The following is a 22,719-nucleotide window of genomic DNA, read 5'->3' on the forward strand; positions in this document are numbered from 1 at the left end:
AAGGGCGCGCCTACCCGTCGTCGTCTTCTGTGGCGATGCTGGGGGCGTGCAGACGCAGGCGCGTCACATGGGTTTCGTCACCCGCCGTTACCTCAATCCGCCAGCCGCTGGGATGTTCCAGCATCGTGCCCACGGGCGGAACGGCCTCGGCCAGAACGAAGGCGAGCCCGCCGAGCGTATCGACCGCTTCGGCCACTTCGGCGAGGCGCGGATCGACCAGTTCGGCGACATCGTCCAGCTCGGCGCGGGCATCGCAATCCCACATCCCTTCGCCAATAGAAACGATCAGCGCCTCGGGCGTTTCGTCATGCTCATCCTCGATCTCGCCGACGATTTCCTCGACCAGATCCTCGATCGTGATCAGCCCGTCGGTGCCGGAAAACTCATCCAGCACGATCGCCAGATGCACCCGGCGGCTGCGCATGTCAGCCAGCACGTCGAGCGCGCCCCGCGTCTGCGGCACGTATAGCGGCTGACGCATCAGCACGGTCCAGTCGCGCGGCGGGGCTTTGCCGCGGGCGAGATAGGGGAACACGTCCTTGATGTGGATCATGCCGATGACGTTATCGAGCGTCCCGCGATAGACCGGCATGCGCGAATGGCCGTTCTCGCTGAAGCTGTCGACCAGATCGGTCCAGCTGATCGAGGCTTCGACTGCGACGATCTCTCCACGCGGCACGGCGACATCATCGGCGTCGTGTTCGCTGAAATGCAGGAGGTTGCGCAGCATCTGCCGCTCAACCGGCGACAGATCGCCATTGGCGCTGCCGTTTTCATCGGAGGCGCCGTCGTCGTTTTCGTCCTCGTGCTCGTCGATAGCCTCTTCGAGCTGCGCACGCAGCGAACGATCGCTGTCTCCGACGCGAACGATTTTCCTGAAAGCGTGGCCGATGTTGGACAACAGCCCGCTGCTACTCTCCGCGTCTCCGGCGGGGGATGAAGAATCGGGCATGGCCCTGCGTGATTACTCCTTTAAGTCACGGTCCCCATATGGGTCCGGTATGCCCAATTTTGCAAGAGCCGCGATTTCCAGCGCCTCCATCGCCTCCGCTTCGGCATCCGAATGGACGTGATCGTGCCCCGCAAGGTGCAGCAGACCGTGGACGATCAGATGCGCGGCGTGGTGTTCCAGCGACACGCCCTTCTCCGCCGCCTCACGTGCGCAGGTTTCATGCGCCAGCGCGATATCGCCCAGCATTACCGGAGGGCCGTCCTGTTCCAGATCGAGCAGTTCCTCACGCTCCAGCATGGGGAAGGAGAGCACATTGGTCGGCTTGTCGCGCTGCCGCCATTCGCGGTTGAGCGTGTGGACTTCGGCGTCCGAGGTAAAGAGCACGCTGACGCAAAGGCGCGGATTGGCGATTTCGGGTGCGACTGCGCCAACCGCCGCCGCCGCGCGTTCGGCCAGCGCGTCCCATCCTACCGGCCACCCACCTTCGGGCCAGTCTTCGATGTCGGTTTCGAGTTCCATCAATCCGTCTGCACTTCCTGCAATGGCGTGCCGTCGCATAAGGGATCGGGACCGAGGTTGTAACCCAGACTCGTCCGACTTGCGGGACTGACGCGGTCATAACAGATCTGCGTATCGCCGGGCGCCGCAAGCACCAGCAGCGTGCAATAGGCCCAGCTTCCCGCCATCACGAAAGCCAGCAGCGCGCGCCATGTCCAATGGATCGCGCCGCGCGCACCCCTCCATGCGAGCAGCGCGACCGAAAGCGCCCAGAAGATCGACAGGCGCAGGAACCAATCGTCGTGATCGAGGAACACCACGAGAAGGATTACAAGCGGCAGGACGAACAGTGCCGCGTATATGGCGAACCATACCATTGCGGCGCCTCGTGTGCCGCTGTCAGCTCTTAGCGATCCCACTGTCAGGCATCCGGCCCCTCATAAGCCTCGACGATGCGGCCCACGATCGGGTGGCGCACCACATCGGCGGCGGTGAAGCGGATCGTGCCGAAGCCTTCGATCCCTTCGAGCTTTTCCACCGCATCGGCGAGCCCGCTCATCCGGTCGCCGCCGGGAATGTCGACCTGGCGCGGGTCGCCACAAACCACCATCCGGCTGTTCTGGCCAAAGCGGGTGAGGAACATCTTCATCTGTTCGCGCGTGGTGTTCTGCGCTTCGTCAAGGATGATGAAGCTGTCCGCCAGCGTGCGCCCGCGCATGAAGGCGATGGGCGCGATCTCGATCTCTCCACTGGCGATGCGTCGCTCCACCTGTTCGGGCGGCATGCAATCATACAGCGCGTCGTACAGCGGGCGCAGATAGGGATCGACCTTGTCCTTCATGTCGCCGGGCAGGAAGCCGAGCTTCTCCCCCGCCTCCACCGCCGGGCGCGAAAGGATCAGGCGTTGCACGCTGCCCGACATCAGCTGGCTGACGGCCTGCGCCACCGCCAGATAGGTCTTGCCCGTCCCCGCCGGGCCAAGCGCGAAGATGATGTCGTCGCGCGCAAGGCTGCGCATATAGGTGATCTGGGTCGCCGAACGCGGCACGATCGTCTTGCGCCGGGTGCGGATCATGATCGGCGGTTCTTCGCGTTCGCCGCTGATGATCCCTTCGAGCGTGGGTTCGTTCGACATCACGATCAGCGATTCGATCGCCCCCGCGTCGAGATCCTGCCCCAGCGCCAGCCTGTCATACATAGTGGTGAGCGTTTCGCGGGCACGGGCCACGGCGTCCTCCGGCCCTTCGATCATCACCTTGTCGCCGCGCGCGTGGATATAGACCCCCAGCCGGTTTTCCACCTGCACCAGATTGGCGTCGAATTGTCCGAAAAGCGGCCCCAGCAGGGACTGGTTCTCAAACGACAGCTCTGCCCTCGCCCGTCCGTTTTCGGTTGCATGGATGGGACCCGGCAGAACAGCCGGATCGATGGCGCTGGTCGGTCGTCGGCCCATAGGTTCCTTTACGCTTGGCCTGATGTTCGAGTCGGAAGGTTACGCTCCCCCCGGATCAAAGCAAGCACCGCCCCCGCGCATGACGGTGGAAAGTAACGCACGCGTCACGAATATGGTATGCGACGGGGCAACAGGAATCGGAAGCTGGGGAGTGGAATTGTCATGATGTTCAGGACTGGTCTGCTGGCGGGGTGCCTTGCGCTTGCGGCGTGCGCGCAGGGCAATACCGCAAGCGAGAGCGAGGAAGCGCCCGCCCCGACAGCGGCGGAGCAAGAAGACGCGGCGCTGGCACAAGCGGGTGAGGACGTTCGCCGGTTCCTGCTCCAGAATTACCCCGATGCCGCGCCCGGCCAATATGCGCTGGCGTTTTATGATCTGGATGGTGACGGCTCGAACGAGGCGATCGTCCACCTGATCTCGCCCTTTTTCTGCGGCAGCGGCGGATGCAACACGCTGGTGCTGACGCAGGCCGGGCCGATGTGGCGCGAAGTCGCCAATATCTCCGTCTCGCGCACGCCCGTCGGAGTGGCCGACACTGCGACTAACGGATGGCAGGACATCACCGTCACCATCGGCGGGGGTGGCGGCGAATGGGGAATTGCCCAGCTTGCCTTTGATGGCGAAGCCTATCCTTCCAATCCCACGGTCGAACCGGCGATCACAGTGGAGACGCTGGGGACGGAATTGATCGCAGAAGAACCGGATTTGTTGCCGCTTGAGGCGGAAGCCGCCTCAACCGAATGAGGCGACGCGTTCCTTGACCAGACCCCGGATCGAATTCGGACCGGCTTCGACCAGTTCGGCTTCGATCATGTCGCCGATCGCGGCCGGGGCATCGAACCATACCGATTGCAGCCACGGCGATTTGCCGAGCCACTGGCCTTCGTACTTGCCCTTGCGCTCGACCAGAACCTTGCAGGTCTTGCCCACGCTCGCCTGATTAAAGGCCAGCTGATCGCGGTTGAGCCGGGCCTGAAGCCGCTGGAGGCGATCGTCCATCACCTCTTTGGCGATCTGATTGTCCATCGTTGCGGCAGGCGTGCCGGGACGGGGCGAGTATTTGAAGCTGAAGGCGGCGGCATAGCGCACTTCGTCCACCAGCCGCAGCGTGTCTTCGAATTCGGCCTCTGTCTCACCCGGAAAACCGACGATGAAGTCGCCTGACAGCGCGATATCGGGCCGCGCTTCGCGGAACCGTTCGAGCAGCCGCAGATAGCCTTCCGCCGTGTGCGCGCGGTTCATCGCCTTGAGCACCCGGTTGTTGCCCGACTGCACCGGCAGGTGGAGGTAAGGCATCAATTCCGCCACTTCGCCATGGGCGGCGATCAGATCGTCTTCCATGTCGTTGGGGTGGCTGGTGGTGTAACGGATGCGTTCGAGCCCATCGAGCTTCGCCAGCGCCCGGATCAGGCCAGCAAGGCCGAGGCTGCGGCCCTTGTCATCCTCTCCCGACCACGCGTTGACGTTCTGCCCCAGCAGCGTGATCTCCCGTGCGCCGGCTTCGATCAGCCTTTGCGCTTCGTCGATCAAGTCGCTGTAGGGGCGCGATATTTCCGCGCCGCGCGTATAGGGGACGACGCAATAGGTGCAGAACTTGTCGCACCCTTCCTGCACCGTCAGGAACGCGGTGGGCGAACGCCGCTTGCGCTTGGGCAATTGATCGAACTTGGCGATGGCGGGCATGTCGGTGTCGGTCGCACGTTCGCCCTTCACCGCCTTGTCGAGCATTTCGGGCAAGCGGTGATAGGCCTGCGGGCCGACCACCATCGACACTGCCGGAGCGCGCGCCATGATTTCCTCGCCTTCGGCCTGAGCGACGCACCCCGCGACCGCGATCAGCGGGCTGGTGCCGTCCTCGCGGCGCAAGCGCCCGATGTCCGAATACACCTTCTCGGCCGCCTTTTCGCGGATGTGGCAGGTGTTGAGCACCACCAGATCGGCCTCTTCACCCTCGGGCGCAGGGACAATGCCCTTTTCCGCCAGCAATTCGCCCATGCGTTCGCCGTCATAGACGTTCATCTGGCAGCCGAAGCTTTTGACCCTGTAGGTGCGCGGGGTCTTTGGGGAAGTGGTGTGCGGTTTCATGATTGCCGCGCGCCTTAGCGCCCTTGGCGCGCAGGTTCAATCGGTGAGCCCTTGCTTGTTCCGGCGGGCGTGGCATCAAGGTGCCATGATCAAGCCCGCGCTTACCGCCCTCGCCCTTTTCGTCGCCGCATCGCCGGCTCTTGCCCATGACGATGCTCCGCCATCCGCCGAACAGCAGTTTGCCGAAATCGCATCATGGGAAGGTCGCTGGAAAGTCGCCGAAACGGACGCGCTGCAAATCGTGTTCGAGATCACCGCGCGCGGGAAGACGGTGGTGGAACGCTGGGAAACCGCAAGCGGGCTGCATTCGATGACGGTCTACCATCTTGATGGCGGCCACGTGATCGCCACCCATTATTGCCCGCAAGGCAACCAGCCGAGGCTGGAATCCATGCCGGGTGAGGAAGGCCGGATCGCCTTTGCCTTTCGCGACATCACCGGGCTGGACGAAGGGGAAAGCCATGCGTTCACGCTCGACTGGGCCATGCGCGGCGATGGCACCCTTGTGCGGACCGAAGTGTATCGCAGTGCCGAGGGGCCGGGCGAACCGGGCCGCTACACCCTTTCGAAAGCTGAGGACGAATAGTCAGCCATCACCGCGCGGGGTTCAATCGCGCTGCTGTTCTTCCTCGCGTCGCGCCTGATGCACGCAAGGCTCAAGCTGGCGCATGCTGCGGCCCGGATGCACCTTGTCCGCGGGGCCGCATTCCACCATCGGCTTGGGCACGGAATTGGCCTGCACCACGCTTAACGCATCGTCGCTGCCATAGGCCGCGATCCAGGTGACGCAATCGGCCAGCGGGCGCACCTTGTGCTTGGTGAAGGAACTGTTCTGCGGCCCGCAATTGACCGTGAACACCTCCGCCGCCGGATCGACATCGAAACGGGCAAAGCGGCGCAGCACTTCGCCCCTTTCGTTGAAGACGGTGCGCTGCACGTCATTGGTCATCGCATCGCCCGCGTAGAATGGCGATGTGTTGAACATATAAGCGCGCACTTCGGGGTATTTGATCGAAACCTCCGTCGCCAGCGCCCCGCCCAGCGAATGGCCGGTGACGACCCATTGCGGATCGCTGCCCCAGCGTTCGCGCTCGGCGTCGAAATAACGCAGCGCGATCTCGATCTGGTCGCTGCGCAGCGTACCGTAGAAGATATCGGTGAACCCATCGAAATCGGTGCCGCGAAACGCCATGATCCGCGCCACGGGCTTGCGCCCCGGATCGCCATCACTGCCGGGCGCGTATTGGGCGAAGATTTCGTAGCCGAACCCCTTGTCCGAGTCCTCCTCGGCAATCGGAAGGCGCTCCAGTTGTTCAAGCAGCGGCCCGTCATCGACGAACAGGTCATCATCGCCGGTATAGGCATTGGTCGCCGCAACCGCATAAGGCCACGCCTCCACCGCCGCATCGCGCACAAAGGCACACCACCCGCCCGGCTGATTGCGGCAGGGCGAGCGCGATTGCGAAATATCGGGATAGGTGACGCAGCCGCCGAGTAGCAGCAGGCAAAGCGCAAGTGCGACCCGGCGCGGCATCACCCGTAAAACTCCCAAGGCTGGGCTGCTATCAGCCCACAGTGGCCTTGATGATCTTGCCCGGCGAACGCGGCGGTTCGCCCTTGGGCAGGGCGTGGACGTGTTCCATCCCGCTCTCGACCTGGCCCCACACGGTGTACTGACCGTCAAGGAAGCGTGCGTCTTCGAAGCATATGAAGAACTGCGAATTGGCGCTGTCGGGATTGGCGGCACGCGCCATCGAGCAGGTGCCTTCGACATGCGGTGCATCGTTGAATTCGGCCTTCAGATCGGGCTTGTCGCTGCCGCCCATGCCGGTGCCGGTCGGATCGCCGCCCTGCGCCATGAAGCCCGAAATCACGCGGTGGAACACCACGCCGTCGTAAAACCCTTCGCTCGCAAGCTCGGTGATGCGCGCGACATGGCCCGGTGCAAGATCGGGACGCAGGGCGATCACAACGTCCTTGCCTTCGCCATCGCCGGTGTCGAGCGTGAAAGTGAGCTTGTCTGCCATTGGGTATTCTCCTGATTTGGTTTGAAAGCCGCTATAATGGCTTGAGCCGCCGTGTCACCCGCTTGCTTTTCATATTCGCTTACCTAAACCCTCGCAGCCATGGTCGATCCTGCCGCACTTGAAGAGAAGATCCTCCCCGTCGACACGGCGGAGGATGACGTGCGCCCGGACGACCGGATCGATGACGAGCGCCACGACGAGGAAAACCGGCTTAAGCCGCGTTACATCGCGGCGGTGCGCGATGCGCTGGAGGACGGGGACAAGGGCGCGGTCTATGACCTTGTCGAACCGCTCCACCCCGCCGACATCGCCGACCTTATCGAACTGACCGACCGCGAGGATCGCGCGCTGCTGGCTGCGGCGATCACCGATCTGATGACGGTCGAAGTGGTCGCCGAACTGAACGATCACGTCCGCGAGGCGATGATGGAGGCGCTGCCGGCAGAGGCGGTCGCCTCGATCGCCGAACAGCTCGAAACCGACGACGCGGTCCAGCTGCTCGAAGACCTCGACGAAGACGACCAGAAAGCGATCATCGCCGAGCTCGACCCGGAAACGCAGGCCGCGGTGGAAAGCGCGCTGGCCTATCCGGAGGAGACCGCCGGCCGTCTGATGAGCCGCCACGTGATGGCGGTGCCCGAACATCTGACCGTGGGCGACCTGATCGATTACCTGCGCGAACATGGCGATCTGGAGCATGACTTTTTCGAAGTCTTCGTGATCGACGCTGCGCATCACCCCGTCGGCACATGCGCGCTCAACTGGATCCTCACCACCCCGCGCAACGTCCGGCTGACCGACGTGATGAAACGCGACCAGACGCTGATCCCGGTGACGATGGATCAGGAAGAAGTCGCGCTGATGTTCCAGAAATACGCGCTGATCTCTGCCGCGGTGGTGGACGAAAGCGGGCGGCTGGTCGGCCAGATGACGGTGGATGATATCGTCCACATCATCTCCGAAGAGGCAGGCGAGGACGCGCTGCTGCTTTCGGGTGCGGGCGATGGCGACATCAACGAACCGATCCGCGAAGCCTATACCGCTCGCGTGCGCTGGCTGATCGCGAACCTCGGCACTGCGGTGGTCGCATCGGCCATCATCGCTTTCTTTGGCGCGGCTATCGAACAATTGGTGGCGCTTGCCGTGCTGATGCCGATTGTCGCCAGTATCGGCGGCAATGCCGGCACTCAGACGATGGCGGTGGCGGTGCGCGCAATTGCCACCAACCAGCTGACGCGGGCAAACACCTGGCGCATCGTCAGCCGCGAATTGCGCGTCGCGCTGCTCAACGGAGTGACTGTCGCTGTACTGATCGGGATTGCCGCAGGGGTGCTGTTCGGCTGGCAGATGGGCGCGGTGATCGCGCTCGCCATGGTCGTCAACATCGCGGTGTCGGGGCTTGCGGGTGTACTTGTCCCCGTCGCGTTCGAGCGCGTGGGACAGGACCCGGCGGTCGCATCATCGGTGTTCGTGACGATGATCACGGATTCGATGGGCTTCCTCGCCTTCCTAGGCCTCGCCGTGGCTGCGGGGCTGGCGCCGCTTTAGGCCGGGGATTGCCGGTATTTGCGGCTCGCAATGCTTCGCAGACGCCCTAGATTGTGCCCATGCCCCTCCACCTCACAAAGATCGCGTTCGGCGCGCAGTCCTATTCCGATATCGAAAGCTGGTACGCGGGCGGCCGCGCGCCGTTTCTGACGACCAAGTACCGGCCGACCAAATGGGAACAGTGCATCGGCGGGTCGCTGTACTGGATCCACCAGCACAGCATCGTCGCGCGTTCGGTGATCAAGGGGTTTTCGCAGACCGACACCGGCCGCTGGCGGATCGAGCTTGAGCCTGAGCTTATCCGGGTGCAGCCCCGCCCCAAGCGCGCGCATCAGGGCTGGCGGTACCTGAAAGGTGAGCCTCCGCGCGACCTGGCAGAGGGTGAAGACATCGGCGACGCGCTGCCGGGGAAACTTGCGGCAAAGCTGGAGAAACTGGGGCTGGTCTAGGCGCCTAGGTCAGCGGCGGCGCGCCAGCGTAAATCCACAAGGGCAGCGCGACGGCAATTGCCAGCGCGATCAGAAACTTGCCGGTAGAGGGCGCGGAATTGCCTTTCGTCCCCACGGCCTTCTCGCCCCTGCCCGTCACCATTGCCCCGACAAGGTTCTGCATCAGCGCGCCCGCATACATCGCAACAGCCGCGATATGCAGGCCGATCATCGCGAACACGACATAGACGAACCATTCGTGCGTTTCGGTGAGCGTATCGGCTGTCCCGACGCTGACGAGGCTGTTGAGCGGCCCGGTCGCCCCGTCATAGGGATCGCCTGCGAACAGGCCCAAGCCGATCTGCACCAGCGGCAGCGTGAGTAGGCCCAGCACCGCCAGCGCGCCCAGCGGGTTGTGCCCGATTTCACGCCGATGGTCATGGTCGCCCTTGAAATAGGCGAGCAGATGCTTCGGCCCTTTCACGAATGTGGCGAAACGCGCGGTGTCGGTGCCGAGAAATCCCCAAAGCAGGCGGAAGATGACCAGGCCCAGGAGCACATGGCCCAGCCGCATGTGCCAGCCCCATGCCGAATTTTCGGCAGTGAGCCACATCGCGGGGAGGATCAGGACGAAAGACCAGTGCACGACGCGCACCGGCCAGTCCCAGATCGCTACCGGCTCGGTCTTGGTGGCCATGCGCCGGGCCCCGATCCGATCAATCGTCGTCGAGGCGGAAGCTGTCGTGGCAGTTCTTGCACGAACCACCCAGCGCCTTGACCTGCTCGCCAACCGCAGCGGCATCGCCTGCCTTGGCCAGCTCAACCATCTTGGCGCTTTCCTCAATCAGCTTTTGCGTCGCGGCTTCGAATTCCTCAGGCTTTTCCCAGATCGTTGCCAGCGCTTCGGTGTCATAGCCGGCTTCGACGCTGGTGCCTTCGGGAAACAGGCCGGAAATGCGCTGTGCCCGCTCGTTGATGTCCACCGCAGCCGCTTCGATCGCGGCCATGTCTGCATCGCCTTCCAACTGGGTGCGGATCACCTTGAAGCTGTCGCTGATCGCTTCGAAATTGTCGTGGCGTTCCTTGATCTCCGCCGGAACCCCGCCCGCAGGGGCTGCTTCGGTCGGAGCATCGGCGGCCTCGCCTCCGCAAGCGGCCAGCAGCATGGCGGGCGCGGCGATGGCGATCAGTCGAAGGTTGGCAGTGCGGATCATCGGTTCGGCTCCTGAATGGCGTTGGGGGAAATATATCGTTCAGTTCCGGTAACTTGAACCCCGCAATTTGGCGAAGGTTCCATCAACCCTTTGGCGGGCGCGGGATCAGCGCCGGGGTGTTGCGGCGATATTCCTGATAGGCCGGATCATCGCCCCAGCGTTCCTTTGCCTGCTTGTCCTGAAGGTTGATACCGCTCACCTTCGTCAGCAGCAGGGTGACGAAGATCGGGGAAATCACCACCAGCCACGACAGGCCCGACAGCACCGGGATCGCGATGATCAGAATGCCCGTCCACAGGGTGATTTCACCGAAATAGTTGGGATGGCGCGACCAGCGCCACAGGCCGGTGTCGATGAATTTGCCCTTGTTCGCGGGATCGGCCTTGAACTTGCTTTTCTGCGCGTCGGCCACAGCTTCGAAGGTGATGCCCAGAAGCCAGACCGCCGCGCCGATCCAGAAGAACGCGCCAATCGGCTGCGGATCGGGCGAAGTGATCGCCACCAGCGCGGCCGAAGCCGTCAGGATCACCCACAGCCCTTGCAGCGTCCATGCGACCAGAAAGCGCGAGGGATTGACCTTGATCTTCTCGAAACGGCTGTCGGTTCCGCCCATCGCGTGGATGCGGATGAACAGGAAACTGCCCAGCCGCACGCACCAGATCGCCACCATCGCCGCCAGCACGATGGCGCGGGTGTCGAGCGAACCCAGCGCAGTGATCGCCGCCCAGCAGGCAAAGGCGGTGACGGTCAGATAGGTGATCGCGCCGGTGGTGTCATAGAACTTGTCCGACTTGGCGATGGCCGAAGGAATGAACACCAGCCAGTTCACGACCATGGCGATGACCGTGCACAGGAAGAAAGCGGAATAGCCCGCCACCTGCACGCTGTCCCATCCCGCCGCCGTGCCAAAGGCGAATGCAATGATGGTCACGACGATGAATACGATAATGCTTTGCATGATGCCCCCGTTGCGGCGCGTCTAGCCCCCTGCGGCCGCGTTGCTCTTTTCAACCACTCTACGCAGCACGTTGACATAGGTTTCCGGCCCTTGCGCGCCGGGGACCAGGAATTTCCCGTTTATGATCATCGCCGGAACGCCGGAGATGTTCATGTCCCACGCCTGCCGCTCCTCCGCGATCACCCGCGCTTCAAGCGCTTCGTCGTCCAATGCCGCCTTGGCCGCTTCGCGGTGCAGGCCGACGCCGGCGGCGATGTCGAGCAGCACTTCGCGTTGGTTCAAGGGCTTGCGGTGGTTGAAATGCGCTTCGAACAGGGCGAGCTTCAACTGCGTCTGCACCTGCGGCCCGGCTTCCTCCAGCGCAAAGCCCAGCAGCTTGTGACAATCGCGAGTGTTCCACATCATCGCCGGGGGCGCCTCCCCCTCGCCTTCATATGCTAGCGAAACCCCTGCGCTTTCGGCAATCGCTTTCATGTGGCCGCGCACTTTCGCGCCCTCTTCGGCGGAGCGGCCATATTTGCGCTGGAGATGTTCTTCCTGCCCCTCGCCCTCAGCGGGCATGTCTGGATTGAGTTCGAACGGACGCCAGCGCACCTGCGCCGCGATTTCACCGTTGAGTGCATCCAAAGCCTTGGTCAGCTGGCCGTATCCGATCGCGCACCACGGGCACATGACGTCGGAATAGATGTCGATGGTAAGGGTCTGTGTCATCGGTCTAGCCACCATGCGATAAGGTGATGGGCGATCGCGAATTTCTGCGGGAAGATCAGCTGATCGTTACCGCCCGGCCCCGCCGCCCGCGCCTCTTCAAGCTCTGCGCGCGTGAACCAGCGCGCATCGTCAAGCTCGGTCCGGTCGATATCGAGCTGATCGCTATCAGCAACCGAATAGCAGCCGATCATCAACTGGCTGGGGAACGGCCAAGGCTGGCTGGAGATGTACTGCACATCGCGCACCCGCACCCCGGCCTCTTCCTCGACTTCGCGCGCGACGGCTTCCTCGATTGTCTCGCCCGGCTCCACGAACCCGGCCAGTGCCGAATACATCCGCGGCGGAAAGCGCGGCTGGCGGCCCAGCAGCAGCCTGCCCTCGTGCTCTACCAGCATGATCGTGACAGGATCGGTGCGCGGGAAATGCTGCGCACCGCAGCCTCCTTCATCGGGAAGGCAATTGCGCTGCCAGCCGCCCTTGGCGATGCGCGTACGCGAACCGCATTGCGCGCAGAATTGATGGCGCGCGTGCCAGTCTACCAGCGATTTGGCCCCGCCATAGATCGCCAGATCTTCCGGCTGGAGCATCTGCATCACCTGCCATGCGCGCGGCATCGCCGGGCTGGTCGATCCGGCCGGAGGAACGGGCGCGAAATGCGCCTTGTCATCGAGCATGCCCAGAAACACCAGCTCGGCATCCTCGGGGACATCGGCCAGCGTTTGCCAAAGGAGCCGCCCCTCATCATCGAATTCGGGCAACAGCCCGTCGAGATTGAGCACGCGCGCCCGCCAGTTCATCAAATTGCCGAGCGCCTGCGGGTCCATGCGGATATTGTCCGCACGGTCTATCGGCGAGCCGGCAAAGGCGATGGGTTCGGATTGGGCGGGATTGCTCATCAGGCGGCGTGGCGCGAATGATCCTGCTGACGCATGGCGGCAAGATCAGCCTCCAGCGCGGCGAGATATTCGTCGCGGATCGGATAGGCGTCGCTCGGCATGTATTGCGTCCACAGCGCGGTGCGCAGGCCGAGGTTGAAGTCGACCGCGCCCAGCGTACCCGCCGCGCCGCCCCAGCCGAATGTGCCGTTGACGCTGCGCCCGCCTGCGCCATGCCCCTGCCCGACCATCCACGATCCGGTCAGATCGACAGTGCCGGGGATCAGGTCCGAAGTGCCCACGCGCACCGCCTGTTCGCTCATCACCCGCTCGCCATCAAGCTCGCCAAAGCCCAGCAGCATGCGCAGGAAACGGTCGTAATCCTTGGGGCTTGAGACAAGGCCGCCGCCACCCGAAGGCACCTTGGGCGGGTCGAGATAGATCGAGTTCGACGCCGGATCGAGCGGCAGGACAGTGCCAAAGGCAATGCCGTAATTGTCGGTCAGCCGGGTCTTTTCGCTTTCGGGAACGGTCATCCATGTGCTGGTCATGCCCAGCGGATCGAAGAGGCGCGCTTTCAGGAATGCCTCGAACTCCATGCCCGAGACAACTTCGATCACGCGGCCAAGCAGGTCGATGCTGTTCGAATAGCTCCACTTGGTTGCCGGCTGGTACATCAGGGGCAAGGTGGCAAGGCGATCCGCCCAGACTTCCAGACCGGGCGCGGGAACGGGATTGGGAACGCCGGGAATGGGCGTGCGGCTCACACGGCCGCCGACGATCCCGTTTTCGACATAGGCATCGAGCAGCGGCCCTTTGGAGACGATGGTGTAACCGATACCTGCCGTGTGCGTGAGCAATTGCCGGATGGTAATCGGGCGCTCTGCCGGGACGGTGTCCTCCAGCGGGCCTTCCGGATCAACCAGCACCTGCATGTCGCGGAATGCGGGCATTACCTCGTGCAATGGCGTGTCCAGCCCGATCAGCCCGTCGTCGATCAGCATCATCGTCGCCATGCCGGTGATGGGCTTCGACATCGAATAGATGCGGTACAGCGTGTCTTCGTTCACTTCGACGCTGCTGTTCAGCCCCAGCGTGCCGCCGCCCACTGTGTGCGCCATGTCGTTCTGGCCCCAACCAAAGGTCAGGAACATGTTGGCGACCTTGCGCTCATCAAGATAGCGTTTTGCAAGCGCGGCGACATTGGGCCATGCCTCGCTCACGTCATGGGCCAGCAGACTCTGCCCGAACGGCAGTGTCGCCAGCGCCGCACCTGCGGCAGTGTATGCGCCTGTGCGAAACAGCGCGCGGCGGGACAGATCAACGGGAGCAAAACTTGTGTGCGACATCTACTCTCTCACTTGAGGGGGACTCAGTTTGCGCCTGTGTGAGGGAGCGAGCGCGCAGCGTCAATCGGGTGGTTAAAAGAGACTTGAATCGCCGGACTGTTTTACCCATATAACACACATGGGAAATCTACTCGCTTACATCTTCGGGCTTGTATCGCTCGTCATCGTCATCCCTTCGACCATCCCGTTTCTGGGCTGGGGCAACTGGCTGGCGCTGCCGCTGATCGTGATCGGCATCATTTTTGGCGCGTTGTCGTCGAGCGATGGCGGGCGCAATTTCTGTCTGATCGTGTTCCTGATCGCGGTGGTGCGCCTCTCCATCGGCGGCGGCTTGATCTAACGCTCCGCCAGCGCCAGCCGCGCAGCCTTGGCGAACAGCGTCGGCAGGCCGGCATCCCCGATCCGGTCGAGCGGCCACCACTCTCCCTCGCCCGGTGGAGTATCCTGCGTCGCAATCCGCACCACCGAAAGCGTCAGATGCGCATGGGTAAAGGTGTGCCGAACTGCACCGAGTGCCTGCGGCTCTCCGCTGACGGGTGCTGAGCCGGAACCATCACCCTGCGCGCTCCACCCGTCATCAGGCAGCGCGCGCATACCGCCCAACATGCCTTCACCCGGCCTGGTGACTATCCAGACGCGTTCATCGCGCTCGATCCAATAGGCTGTGCCCACGCGTTCGGGTTTGGCCTTTTTCGGCGGCTTGACCGGCAGACGCTCGGGCTCCCCGGCCTTGCGCCCCTCGCACATGGCCGAAAGCGGACACAGTAGGCAGCGTGGCGCCTTGGTGGTGCAGACCTGCGAGCCGAGATCCATCATCGCCTGCGCGAAGTCCCCCGCGCGGCTCTCGGGAGTGATTTCCCCGGCCCGTTCGCGAATGGGCTTGCGCGCGGCGGGCAGCGGTTCTTCGATTGCGAACAGCCTTGCCACCACCCTTTCGACATTGGCATCGACCACCACCGCTCGCCGGTCAAATGCGATCGCGGCAATCGCCGCGGCGGTGTAGGCGCCCAGCCCCGGCAGTTCGCGCAAATCCGCTTCGGTGTCGGGAAAGCCTCCGCGCCGTGCCACTTCGCGCGCGCATTTCACCAGATTGCGGGCGCGCGAATAATACCCCAGCCCCGCCCACGTCGCCATGACCTCGTCATCGCTCGCCTGCGCAAGATCGAACACCGTGGGCCAACGGGCGGTGAATTTCTCGAAATAGGGTTTCACCGCGGCCACGGTCGTCTGTTGCAGCATCACTTCGGACAGCCACACGCGGTACGGCCACGCGGGATCATCCGGTGGCGGCGCGCCGGGGGGATTGCGCCACGGCAGAGCGCGGGCGTGGCTGTCATACCACTGGAGAAGCAGATCGGAGATGCTGGCAGTCACGCCGCGCCTATGGCATGGGTCGCGGCGAAATGGGAAGCGACAGCGAAAAACCATCCGGCAAGAGCCGCCCGCGCAAGACGGCCAAACCTTATGAACGTCCGCGTGGGACGGGGCCAAAGGCGATTGGCGATCTCATGCCCGAAATTGGCCGCACCGCGTTTCGCCGTTTCGGCTTCGTGCAAAGCTCCGTCGTCACCCGCTGGCCCGAAATCGTCGGCCCCACCCATGCCCGCGTCTGCGCGCCCGAAGCGATCCGGTTTCCTCCCGGCGAGAAATCCGACGGCATATTGCAGCTGGTCGTCAGCCCGGCGCATGCCCCGCTGATCCAGCAGGTGATCCCTGAAATCATGGAGCGGGTGAACCGCTTTTTCGGCTATAAGGCGGTGGCTCGGGTGAAGATCCGGCAAGGTGCGGTTAAGCCGCCCAATGCTGAAGAAAGGCCCAAACCGCCGCCCTCGCTCAAGCCGATCCCGATGGAACTCGGCGATTCCTTGCGCGATATCGGCGATCCTGAGTTGCGCACGGTGCTGGAATCGCTCGCGCGCAGCCTTGGGGAACAGGAAAAGAAGGACGAGAATTGAAGATGAAGTTCTGGGGTTTCCTTGCCGCGGCGAGCATGATCGCGATCCCCGCAGCGGCGCAGCAAACCGCTCTGGAAGGGGCGAGCAACGGCCAGACCGAGCTTTCCAACCCCGGCAGCGCCTTTGTCGGCGATGGCCGCCGGGCGACCTGGCACGCCAATGTCGAACGCACAGAGCGCGGTTTCCGCATCGGCAGGCCCGATGCCGAAGCCGCATTGATCGAATTCATCAGCTACACCTGCGGCCATTGCGCGTCCTTCACCCGCGAAGGCGAAGGCGCGCTTGATCTGGCGCTGCTCGCACCCGGCCACATGACGGTGGAAGTGCGGCCCGTGATCCGCAACGCCATCGACCTTACCGTTTCGATGCTGGTGCAGTGCGGTGGGACTGAGGATTTCAAGGACCGGCACCGCATGTACATGACCCGCCAGGCTGATTGGCTAGGCAAGGCGCAGAACGCCCCGCAATCGCAGCAGGCGCTGTGGGCACGCGGAGACAAGGCGGCGCGCGCCAGCATGGCCAGCGCGCTCGATCTTGACGACATGCTGGCCGAACGCGGCGTGTCGCGCGCGGACATCAACACCTGCCTGAACGATGACGCGGCCGCGCTGGCGCTGATCCGCAACGGCAATGCCGACCGCGCCGAATTCGCGGTGGCGGGCACCCCCAGCTTCGCGCTCGACGGACAATTGCTCACCAATGTCCACAATTGGGCCGCGCTCTACCCGGTGCTTGCCGAACGCTTCCGCCCCGGAAATACGCAGGAATAGGCTTGAGACAGAAGGCCCGCGCTGTATCGTGACCTGACGATTCTCACATCAATCCCCGCGTTTTTGCACAAGCGCTTCGCCCGGTTGCCTTCCGATAGCCCGGCGCCTGCGTATAGTCTTACAGCTTCGACCAAAGGATTCCTTGGACATGAAACCGACCCGCAACCTCTTCAAACTCTCGCTCGCGGCTCCGCTTGCGCTGGCACTGGCAGCCTGCGGCGGCGAAGAAGGCGATGTCGAAAGCGGCGATGCGATTGCCGCCATCCCCGCGCCTGACGGCACCAATTGGGGCGATACCGTTACCGTCAGTGAACAGGACGGCTATATCCTCGGCAATCCCGACGCGCCGCTCAAGCTGGTCGAATACGCCTCGCACACCTGCGGCGCCTGCGCGAATTTCGCGATGACGGGCAAGCCGGGGATCAAGGAATATGTCGCCACCGGCGTCGTCAGCTTTGAACAGCGCAATCTGGTGCGTGACCCGATCGACCTGACCATCGCGACGCTGGTGCGCTGCGGGCAGAAGGAACAGATGCAGGTGTTGTCCGATCAAGGTTGGCAGAACCTTGAACAGACCTTTGCCGCGGTGAACCAGAACGGCGCCGCCTACGAAGCCGCCGGCAACATGCCGCTCGAACAGCGTTTCGTGCAGATTGCGCAGGCAGCCGGACTGATCGAATTCTTCGCCGCGCGCGGGCTTTCCGCCGATCAGCAGCGCGCCTGCCTTGCCGATGCCGAGAAGATCGAGGCCATCGCCAACAATTCCTCCGCTCAGGCAGAGGAACTGGGCATCAACGCCACACCCACTTTCCTGCTCAACGGGCGCAAGCTCGACGTGAACACCTGGAAGGATATCGAACCCTTGCTGCAACGCGCCGGCGCGCGGCAGGAATAAGGCGGGACACGCGGCACACCCATGCAGATCAACCGGCTCAAACTCTCTGGTTTCAAGAGCTTTGTAGAGCCGGCTGAACTGCGCATCGAACCGGGCCTGACGGGGGTGGTCGGCCCCAATGGCTGCGGCAAATCCAACCTGCTCGAAGCGATCCGCTGGGTCATGGGGGAAACCTCGGCCAAGTCGATGCGGTCGGGCGGGATGGAAGACGTGATCTTCGCCGGGACCGACAGCCGCCCGGCCCGCGCCTTTGCCGAAGTGGTGCTGCACGCGCGCGATGATGCGGACGAGGAACTGGTCGTCACCCGCCGGATCGAACGCGGTGCGGGCAGCGCCTACCGCGTCAACGGGCGCGACGTGCGCGCGAAGGACGTGGCGCTTACGTTCGCCGATGCCGCCACCGGCGCGCATTCCCCAGCGCTGGTTTCGCAAGGCAAGATCGCTCAGGTTATCGCCGCCAAGCCCGCCGAACGGCGCATGATGCTTGAGGAGGCGGCGGGGATCGCGGGCCTGCATGTCCGGCGCAAAGATGCCGAAAGCAAGCTGCGCTCTACCGAAAAGAACCTCGAACGGCTCGAAGACCTGATGGCGGGTCTCGATTCGCAGATCGCCTCGCTCAGGCGGCAGGCGAAACAGGCCGAACGCTACACCAAGCTGACGCAGGAAATTCAGCACGCCGAAGCCCGGCTGGTGTTCGCCCGCTGGCGCGATGCGGCGGCTGCGGCACAGCAGGCGCGCGAGGCCGCTCAGGCCGCCGAAACCCGCGTCAACGAAGCCAAGGCCGCCACCGATGCGGCGCAGAAACAGCAGGCCGAAGCCGCCGCCGCGCTGGCCGAGGCACGCGAGGAACTGGCCGATCGCCGCGACGATGCCAGCGCCCACGGACACCGCATGGCCGCGCTGTCGGACAAGCTCGAAGCGGCAGAGGCGCGGCTGTCCGATCTGGAACGTCAGCGTACCCGTCTGGAGGAAGACCGGATCGCCGCTGACCGGCTGACCCATGACGCCGCCGAAGCGCTGGCCCGGCTTGAGCGCGAACTCGCCGCATCGCGCACCCGCGTGACCGAGGCAGAGGCGGAGCGCCCTGCCCTCGCCAATGCCGCCGAGAACGCCGAACGCGCCAGCCGCACCGCCGAACTCGCGCTGGCCAAGGCAACCGCCGATCACGCCGGGGTCGAGGCCGAATGGCGCGTGGCAGAGGCAGCGATTGAACAGGCCGAAGCCCGGCTCGCCCGTCTTGCCCGCGAGGCCGAACGGATCGCCGCCACCCGCAGCGAGTTGGAAGGGGCGGAAGACACCGAACAGGCCGTTGCCGACGCGCGCGAAGCATCCGAAGACGCCGCCCGCGAAGTCGCCCGTCTGCGCGCCCGGCTGGAAGAAGACCAGGCGCGCAAGGGCGAGCTTCAGACCGCGCGCGACGAAGCCTCCTCCCGGCTTGCCACGGCGCGCGCAGAACTCGCCGGGATCGAACGCGAATACACCGCGCTGGTGCGCGATCGCGATGCCCGCGAAAAAAGCGCGAAATCCCGCGCCGGCCTGCCCGCCGCACTCGACAAGGTGCGCGTGGCAAAGGGCTATGAACGCGCCATCGCCGCCGTTCTGGGGCGCGATGCGAAATCGCCGCTCGGCATGCCGGGAGACGCAGGCGAAGGGCGCTTCTGGACCGGCGGTGCGGCCCCCGCGCCAGTAGCGGACAGCCTGCTCGATCACGTGACTGATTGCCCGGACGAACTGCGCGCCCGGCTTGCGCTGGTCCATTGCGCCGACAGCGACGACGGGCGCACGCTTGGCCCGGGCGAATGGCTGGTGACCAAGGGCGGGCATCTGCGCCGGTGGGACGGCTTTGTCGCGCGCGGCGAAGGTTCCGCCGAGGCAGCGCGGCTCGAAGCGGCCAACCGGCTCGCTGATCTCGAAAACGAATTGCCCGATCTGCGCGGCGCAGCTGCGCTGGCGGAGAGCGAAGAACGCAGTGCGCGCGAAGAACTAGCCGCGTTGCAGACCGCGCTGGTGGCGCAGGAACGCGAAGTCGCCGCCGCGATTGAGGCCGAGCGCGGCGCGCTGCGGCGGCTCGATCAGGCGGAGGCGGCGCGCGAACGGATCGCCACGCGGCTTGAAGAATTGTCGGCACAGTCGCTTGAAGTGGACGAGCAACTCGGCGCGGCGAAGCATGATCTCACCGCCGCTCAGGAAGCGAAATCCGCCCTGCCCGCGCCCGATGCCGGTCGCGCCGCGCTTGAAGCGGCTCAGGCCCGGCACGAAGCGGCAAAATCGGCGGTGCAGGCGACACTTGCGGAGCTCGCCGCGCATGATCAGGGCCTTGCCGTCTCGCGCGAAAGGCTGGCGGCGCAGCAGGCCGATCACTCCAACTGGAAATCACGCTCGGGCGAAGCGGCAAACCGGGTCGCGCAGGCCGCACGGCGGCTTGAGGAGATCGAGGAAGAGCGCGCCGTGATCGCGGCCAAGCCCGCCGCCCTGATGGCCGAGATCGAACAGGGTGACGCGGTGCGTGCGCGGCTGACGCAAGAACTGGAGGCGGCGCAGGCAGCGATGGATCGCTGCCAGCAAGCGGCCACCACGGCTGACCGGGCGCTGGCCGATGCGCAGGAAGCGCTCGCCGTCGCACGTGAGGGCCGCGCCACGCTGGTCGCCCGCGCTGAAAGCCAGGAAGCCCGCCGCAGCGAGATGGCGCGCCTGTCGGGCGATCGGTTCCAGTGTCCCCCGCCTTTGCTCGCCGAGCGGTTCGGTTTTGCCGAGGACGACATCCGCCCCGAAGCCGAGGAATCGGAAGAGATGGAGCGCCTGATCGCGAGCCGCGAACGGATCGGACCGGTCAATCTCGTCGCCGCAGAGGAACTTGCGCGGGTCGAGGAAGAGCACGGCGCCAACGCCTCCGAACAGGCCGAACTGACCGAGGCTGTGGCGCGGCTGCGCGCTTCCATCGGCAATCTCAACCGCGAAGGTCGCGAACGGCTGCGCGCCGCATTCGAAGAAGTCGACGGCCATTTCCGCGTGCTGTTCACCCGCCTGTTCCAGGGCGGGCAGGCGCATCTGGCGCTGGTCGATTCGGATGATCCGCTTGAGGCGGGCCTCGAAATCTACGCCCAGCCACCGGGCAAGCGACTGCAATCGCTTTCGCTGCTGTCAGGCGGCGAACAGGCATTGACCGCGACGGCGCTGATCTTTGGCCTGTTCCTGACCAATCCGGCCCCGATCTGCGTGCTCGACGAAGTCGACGCGCCCTTGGACGATGCCAATGTCGAACGCTTCTGCGACCTGCTCGATTCGATGGTCCAGACGACGCAGACCCGCTACCTCATCGTCACCCACAATGCCGTAACGATGAGCCGGATGCACCGCCTGTTCGGGGTGACAATGGCAGAAAAAGGCGTCTCGCGCCTTGTCAGCGTGGACCTTGGCGAAGCCGCACTGATGGCGGCGGAGTGACCGAGGCTGGCGCCGATCCGGCGCAGGACATTTACGACCCGCGCTACGTCAAAGACGTGTTCGATCGCTGCTCGGACAAATACATCGCCTTCAGCAATATCTGCTCGATGGGCTTCACCCAGCGGTGGCGCAGGCAGTGCGTCGAGATGTTGGGCCGCTTGCCGAAGGGGGCAGTCGGATACGATCTGATGGCGGGCACAGGCGAGGTCTGGCCCCATCTTCTCTCCGCCAATCCCGATATTGCCGAAATCACTGCCGTCGATATCTCGTCAGGAATGCACAAGCGCGCGATCGAACGGTTGCACGCCATGCGCGCCCACAAGATCGCCTTTGTCGAAGATGATGTGCTGGCGAGCGAGCTGGAGCCGGAAAGCGCCGATTTCGTGATTTCGACCTTCGGGCTGAAGACCTTTTCGCCCGAACAGCATGAACGGCTCGCCAGCCTCACCGCCCGTGTCCTGAAACCGGGCGGGCGGTTTGCCTATATCGAGGCTTCCGATCCCAAGGGATGGATGCTGCGCCCGCTGTATATGCTCCACCTCAAAGGGGTGCTGCCGCTGATCGAGCGGACATTGCTTCGCGGAGCGCAGGATTTTTCGATGATCGGAACCTACGCCAGCAATTTCGGAGACGCGTCCGGCTTTGCCGGGATGCTGGAGGCGGAGGGACTTTCGGTGAGTTACCGGCGGTTTTTCTTTGGCACCGCTACGGGTGTCTGCGGCGAAAAGCCGGCCTGACTAAGCCTCTACCGCCTTGGCCAGGCGGGCGCGGATCTGCTTCAGCTTGGTGATGGTTTCCTGGGGGGGTGCCGCTGGAGCGGAAGGTGCAGAAGCAGCAGCCTGTGGTTCGCCCTGAGGACTTTCGGCGGAGCGGCGATCACCCGAACGGCGATCGCCCTTGCGCCGATCATGCTCGCCGCCACTGCTCGAACGCAGCACCGCCTCGGCACCTTTGAGGGTGTAGCCTTCTTCGTTGACCAGCCGGTTGATCTTCTCGACCATTTCGACATCGCTGGGGCGGTAATGGCGGCGCCCGCCGCTGCGTTTCAGGGGTTTGAGCAGCGAAAACTGCTGTTCCCAGTAACGCAGGACGTGCGGTTTGATGCCAAGCGCCTCGCTCACTTCGCCAATGGTGCGAAACGCGCTGCGATCCTTGCCATCGTTGAAGTCGATCATCGGCTACCCTGCCCTGCGTCAATCGCCCTTGGCGATCTTTTCCTTGAGCAATTGACTGGCGCGGAATGTCATCACCCGGCGCGGGGTGATCGGCACTTCGACGCCTGTCTTGGGATTGCGGCCGATGCGTTCGTTCTTGTCGCGCAAGACGAAGCTGCCAAAGCCCGAAATCTTGACGTTTTCGCCCCGTTCCAGCGCCGCGATCATCTTGTCGAGGATGGCTTCGACCAAATCGAGCGATTCTGCCCGGCTGAAACCCATCTTGCGGTTGATCGCTTCTGCCAGATCGGCGCGGGTAAGCGTGCCCACCGAACGCATCATACCCATCCCTCCTTGTAACAACGCGACCCGTTGCCTGCCATTGAATGTATGAAATTTCTGG

General features: G+C 64.1%; 26 protein-coding genes. 10 read left to right on the top strand and 16 right to left on the bottom strand.

Annotation, left to right across the window (positions count from 1 at the left end):
* Positions 1-10: 10 nt before the first annotated feature.
* Genes AABA34_RS12665 through AABA34_RS12680 form a run of 4 tightly spaced genes read right to left on the bottom strand, consistent with a single transcriptional unit; the run spans position 11 to position 2,903 of the window.
* Entirely contained in the window at positions 11-952 is a 942-nt protein-coding gene (locus AABA34_RS12665) for a hemolysin family protein (protein ID WP_338302914.1), read from the bottom strand.
* A 12-nt stretch (positions 953-964) separates the two neighbouring features.
* Positions 965-1,471 carry an rRNA maturation RNase YbeY gene (gene ybeY / locus AABA34_RS12670; RefSeq protein ID WP_338302915.1) on the bottom strand — a complete coding sequence of 169 codons (507 nt, stop codon included), beginning with the start codon at positions 1,469-1,471 and terminating at the stop codon, positions 965-967.
* The gene (locus AABA34_RS12675) at positions 1,471-1,827 is read right to left on the bottom strand and encodes a hypothetical protein (protein WP_338302916.1); all 357 of its coding nucleotides are present in this window, start codon (positions 1,825-1,827) and stop codon (positions 1,471-1,473) included. Before AABA34_RS12675 ends, ybeY begins: the two co-directional genes overlap by 1 nt.
* A gap of 44 nt (positions 1,828-1,871) precedes the next feature.
* The gene (locus AABA34_RS12680; protein WP_034954536.1) at positions 1,872-2,903 is read right to left on the bottom strand and encodes a PhoH family protein; all 1,032 of its coding nucleotides are present in this window, start codon (positions 2,901-2,903) and stop codon (positions 1,872-1,874) included.
* Between the two features lie 162 nt (positions 2,904-3,065).
* On the opposite strand from AABA34_RS12680, the gene AABA34_RS12685 reads away from it, so the two are divergent.
* Positions 3,066-3,647 (top strand): hypothetical protein, encoded by a 582-nt coding sequence (locus tag AABA34_RS12685; RefSeq protein WP_338302917.1) that lies wholly within the window; start codon positions 3,066-3,068, stop codon positions 3,645-3,647.
* Here the strand turns inward: AABA34_RS12685 and miaB are convergent.
* Positions 3,636-4,988, bottom strand: coding sequence for a tRNA (N6-isopentenyl adenosine(37)-C2)-methylthiotransferase MiaB (gene miaB, locus AABA34_RS12690; RefSeq protein WP_338302918.1), 1,353 nt, complete (start codon positions 4,986-4,988; stop codon positions 3,636-3,638). The genes AABA34_RS12685 and miaB overlap by 12 nt on opposite strands.
* A gap of 85 nt (positions 4,989-5,073) precedes the next feature.
* Here miaB and AABA34_RS12695 point away from each other — a divergent pair, with 85 nt between their 5' ends.
* The gene (locus tag AABA34_RS12695) at positions 5,074-5,574 is read left to right on the top strand and encodes a hypothetical protein (RefSeq protein ID WP_338302919.1); all 501 of its coding nucleotides are present in this window, start codon (positions 5,074-5,076) and stop codon (positions 5,572-5,574) included.
* Between the two features lie 21 nt (positions 5,575-5,595).
* Here AABA34_RS12695 and AABA34_RS12700 read toward each other — a convergent pair whose 3' ends face one another.
* Entirely contained in the window at positions 5,596-6,522 is a 927-nt protein-coding gene (locus AABA34_RS12700; RefSeq protein ID WP_338302920.1) for a hypothetical protein, read from the bottom strand.
* 31 nt (positions 6,523-6,553) lie between these two features.
* On the bottom strand, positions 6,554-7,015 hold the full coding sequence (locus tag AABA34_RS12705; RefSeq protein ID WP_338302921.1) for a peptidylprolyl isomerase: 462 nt from the start codon (positions 7,013-7,015) through the stop codon (positions 6,554-6,556).
* Positions 7,016-7,114: 99 nt separating this feature from the next.
* Here AABA34_RS12705 and mgtE point away from each other — a divergent pair, with 99 nt between their 5' ends.
* Complete coding sequence (gene mgtE / locus AABA34_RS12710; RefSeq protein ID WP_338302922.1) at positions 7,115-8,563, top strand: magnesium transporter; 1,449 nt, start codon at positions 7,115-7,117, stop codon at positions 8,561-8,563.
* A 59-nt stretch (positions 8,564-8,622) separates the two neighbouring features.
* The gene (locus AABA34_RS12715) at positions 8,623-9,012 is read left to right on the top strand and encodes a DUF1489 family protein (protein ID WP_034954544.1); all 390 of its coding nucleotides are present in this window, start codon (positions 8,623-8,625) and stop codon (positions 9,010-9,012) included.
* Positions 9,013-9,016: 4 nt separating this feature from the next.
* On the opposite strand, the gene AABA34_RS12720 is transcribed toward AABA34_RS12715, so the two are convergent.
* The 6 genes from AABA34_RS12720 to AABA34_RS12745 form a co-directional block, all read right to left on the bottom strand.
* Positions 9,017-9,688: a cytochrome b/b6 domain-containing protein gene (locus AABA34_RS12720; RefSeq protein ID WP_338302923.1), complete on the bottom strand. Its 672-nt coding sequence runs from the start codon at positions 9,686-9,688 to the stop codon at positions 9,017-9,019.
* Positions 9,689-9,707: 19 nt separating this feature from the next.
* Positions 9,708-10,205, bottom strand: a complete 498-nt coding sequence (locus AABA34_RS12725) for a c-type cytochrome (RefSeq protein WP_338302924.1) — start codon at positions 10,203-10,205, stop codon at positions 9,708-9,710.
* 82 nt (positions 10,206-10,287) lie between these two features.
* Positions 10,288-11,163: a DUF1295 domain-containing protein gene (locus AABA34_RS12730; protein WP_252258181.1), complete on the bottom strand. Its 876-nt coding sequence runs from the start codon at positions 11,161-11,163 to the stop codon at positions 10,288-10,290.
* 21 nt (positions 11,164-11,184) lie between these two features.
* Positions 11,185-11,874 carry a DsbA family oxidoreductase gene (locus tag AABA34_RS12735; protein WP_338302925.1) on the bottom strand — a complete coding sequence of 230 codons (690 nt, stop codon included), beginning with the start codon at positions 11,872-11,874 and terminating at the stop codon, positions 11,185-11,187.
* Positions 11,871-12,770, bottom strand: coding sequence for an NAD(+) diphosphatase (gene nudC / locus AABA34_RS12740; protein ID WP_338302926.1), 900 nt, complete (start codon positions 12,768-12,770; stop codon positions 11,871-11,873). The genes AABA34_RS12735 and nudC overlap by 4 nt, the downstream gene beginning before the upstream one ends.
* A complete protein-coding gene (locus AABA34_RS12745; RefSeq protein ID WP_338302927.1) occupies positions 12,770-14,098 on the bottom strand; it encodes a serine hydrolase domain-containing protein in 1,329 nt (442 codons plus the stop codon). The genes nudC and AABA34_RS12745 overlap by 1 nt, the downstream gene beginning before the upstream one ends.
* A gap of 118 nt (positions 14,099-14,216) precedes the next feature.
* On the opposite strand from AABA34_RS12745, the gene AABA34_RS12750 reads away from it, so the two are divergent.
* Positions 14,217-14,438 carry a hypothetical protein gene (locus tag AABA34_RS12750; protein WP_034954555.1) on the top strand — a complete coding sequence of 74 codons (222 nt, stop codon included), beginning with the start codon at positions 14,217-14,219 and terminating at the stop codon, positions 14,436-14,438.
* On the opposite strand, the gene AABA34_RS12755 is transcribed toward AABA34_RS12750, so the two are convergent.
* Positions 14,435-15,472: an A/G-specific adenine glycosylase gene (locus AABA34_RS12755; RefSeq protein ID WP_338302928.1), complete on the bottom strand. Its 1,038-nt coding sequence runs from the start codon at positions 15,470-15,472 to the stop codon at positions 14,435-14,437. The genes AABA34_RS12750 and AABA34_RS12755 overlap by 4 nt on opposite strands.
* Before the next feature lie 29 nt (positions 15,473-15,501).
* Between AABA34_RS12755 and AABA34_RS12760 the strand changes: the two genes are divergently transcribed.
* From AABA34_RS12760 to AABA34_RS12780, 5 genes are all read left to right on the top strand, one after another.
* Positions 15,502-16,053: a DUF721 domain-containing protein gene (locus AABA34_RS12760; protein WP_338302929.1), complete on the top strand. Its 552-nt coding sequence runs from the start codon at positions 15,502-15,504 to the stop codon at positions 16,051-16,053.
* A 2-nt stretch (positions 16,054-16,055) separates the two neighbouring features.
* Positions 16,056-16,823, top strand: coding sequence for a DsbA family protein (locus tag AABA34_RS12765; protein ID WP_338302930.1), 768 nt, complete (start codon positions 16,056-16,058; stop codon positions 16,821-16,823).
* Positions 16,824-16,971: 148 nt separating this feature from the next.
* Positions 16,972-17,718: a thioredoxin domain-containing protein gene (locus AABA34_RS12770; protein ID WP_338302931.1), complete on the top strand. Its 747-nt coding sequence runs from the start codon at positions 16,972-16,974 to the stop codon at positions 17,716-17,718.
* A 21-nt stretch (positions 17,719-17,739) separates the two neighbouring features.
* Positions 17,740-21,162 (top strand): AAA family ATPase, encoded by a 3,423-nt coding sequence (locus AABA34_RS12775; RefSeq protein WP_338302932.1) that lies wholly within the window; start codon positions 17,740-17,742, stop codon positions 21,160-21,162.
* A complete protein-coding gene (locus AABA34_RS12780) occupies positions 21,159-21,899 on the top strand; it encodes a class I SAM-dependent methyltransferase (RefSeq protein WP_338302933.1) in 741 nt (246 codons plus the stop codon). The genes AABA34_RS12775 and AABA34_RS12780 overlap by 4 nt, the downstream gene beginning before the upstream one ends.
* Here the strand turns inward: AABA34_RS12780 and AABA34_RS12785 are convergent, their stop codons facing one another.
* Both AABA34_RS12785 and AABA34_RS12790 read right to left on the bottom strand, forming a co-directional pair.
* Entirely contained in the window at positions 21,900-22,337 is a 438-nt protein-coding gene (locus AABA34_RS12785; RefSeq protein WP_338302934.1) for a MerR family transcriptional regulator, read from the bottom strand.
* A gap of 18 nt (positions 22,338-22,355) precedes the next feature.
* The gene (locus tag AABA34_RS12790) at positions 22,356-22,658 is read right to left on the bottom strand and encodes an integration host factor subunit alpha (RefSeq protein ID WP_338302935.1); all 303 of its coding nucleotides are present in this window, start codon (positions 22,656-22,658) and stop codon (positions 22,356-22,358) included.
* Positions 22,659-22,719: the final 61 nt, after the last annotated feature.

The sequence above is a fragment of the Erythrobacter sp. Dej080120_24 genome (assembly GCF_036322605.1).
Classification (GTDB): domain Bacteria; phylum Pseudomonadota; class Alphaproteobacteria; order Sphingomonadales; family Sphingomonadaceae; genus Erythrobacter; species Erythrobacter aurantius.

Excerpts from the sequence above, each read along its gene's own strand:
- AABA34_RS12665 (WP_338302914.1), bottom strand. The coding sequence starts at position 952 with ATGCCCGATTCTTCATCCCCCGCCGGAGACGCGGAGAGTAGCAGCGGG.
- ybeY (WP_338302915.1), bottom strand. The coding sequence starts at position 1,471 with ATGGAACTCGAAACCGACATCGAAGACTGGCCCGAAGGTGGGTGGCCG.
- AABA34_RS12675 (WP_338302916.1), bottom strand. The coding sequence starts at position 1,827 with ATGGTATGGTTCGCCATATACGCGGCACTGTTCGTCCTGCCGCTTGTA.
- AABA34_RS12680 (WP_034954536.1), bottom strand. The coding sequence starts at position 2,903 with ATGGGCCGACGACCGACCAGCGCCATCGATCCGGCTGTTCTGCCGGGT.
- AABA34_RS12685 (WP_338302917.1), top strand. The coding sequence starts at position 3,066 with ATGATGTTCAGGACTGGTCTGCTGGCGGGGTGCCTTGCGCTTGCGGCG.
- miaB (WP_338302918.1), bottom strand. The coding sequence starts at position 4,988 with ATGAAACCGCACACCACTTCCCCAAAGACCCCGCGCACCTACAGGGTC.
- AABA34_RS12695 (WP_338302919.1), top strand. The coding sequence starts at position 5,074 with ATGATCAAGCCCGCGCTTACCGCCCTCGCCCTTTTCGTCGCCGCATCG.
- AABA34_RS12700 (WP_338302920.1), bottom strand. The coding sequence starts at position 6,522 with ATGCCGCGCCGGGTCGCACTTGCGCTTTGCCTGCTGCTACTCGGCGGC.
- AABA34_RS12705 (WP_338302921.1), bottom strand. The coding sequence starts at position 7,015 with ATGGCAGACAAGCTCACTTTCACGCTCGACACCGGCGATGGCGAAGGC.
- mgtE (WP_338302922.1), top strand. The coding sequence starts at position 7,115 with ATGGTCGATCCTGCCGCACTTGAAGAGAAGATCCTCCCCGTCGACACG.
- AABA34_RS12715 (WP_034954544.1), top strand. The coding sequence starts at position 8,623 with ATGCCCCTCCACCTCACAAAGATCGCGTTCGGCGCGCAGTCCTATTCC.
- AABA34_RS12720 (WP_338302923.1), bottom strand. The coding sequence starts at position 9,688 with ATGGCCACCAAGACCGAGCCGGTAGCGATCTGGGACTGGCCGGTGCGC.
- AABA34_RS12725 (WP_338302924.1), bottom strand. The coding sequence starts at position 10,205 with ATGATCCGCACTGCCAACCTTCGACTGATCGCCATCGCCGCGCCCGCC.
- AABA34_RS12730 (WP_252258181.1), bottom strand. The coding sequence starts at position 11,163 with ATGCAAAGCATTATCGTATTCATCGTCGTGACCATCATTGCATTCGCC.
- AABA34_RS12735 (WP_338302925.1), bottom strand. The coding sequence starts at position 11,874 with ATGACACAGACCCTTACCATCGACATCTATTCCGACGTCATGTGCCCG.
- nudC (WP_338302926.1), bottom strand. The coding sequence starts at position 12,770 with ATGAGCAATCCCGCCCAATCCGAACCCATCGCCTTTGCCGGCTCGCCG.
- AABA34_RS12745 (WP_338302927.1), bottom strand. The coding sequence starts at position 14,098 with ATGTCGCACACAAGTTTTGCTCCCGTTGATCTGTCCCGCCGCGCGCTG.
- AABA34_RS12750 (WP_034954555.1), top strand. The coding sequence starts at position 14,217 with ATGGGAAATCTACTCGCTTACATCTTCGGGCTTGTATCGCTCGTCATC.
- AABA34_RS12760 (WP_338302929.1), top strand. The coding sequence starts at position 15,502 with ATGGGAAGCGACAGCGAAAAACCATCCGGCAAGAGCCGCCCGCGCAAG.
- AABA34_RS12765 (WP_338302930.1), top strand. The coding sequence starts at position 16,056 with ATGAAGTTCTGGGGTTTCCTTGCCGCGGCGAGCATGATCGCGATCCCC.
- AABA34_RS12770 (WP_338302931.1), top strand. The coding sequence starts at position 16,972 with ATGAAACCGACCCGCAACCTCTTCAAACTCTCGCTCGCGGCTCCGCTT.
- AABA34_RS12775 (WP_338302932.1), top strand. The coding sequence starts at position 17,740 with ATGCAGATCAACCGGCTCAAACTCTCTGGTTTCAAGAGCTTTGTAGAG.
- AABA34_RS12785 (WP_338302934.1), bottom strand. The coding sequence starts at position 22,337 with ATGATCGACTTCAACGATGGCAAGGATCGCAGCGCGTTTCGCACCATT.
- AABA34_RS12790 (WP_338302935.1), bottom strand. The coding sequence starts at position 22,658 with ATGATGCGTTCGGTGGGCACGCTTACCCGCGCCGATCTGGCAGAAGCG.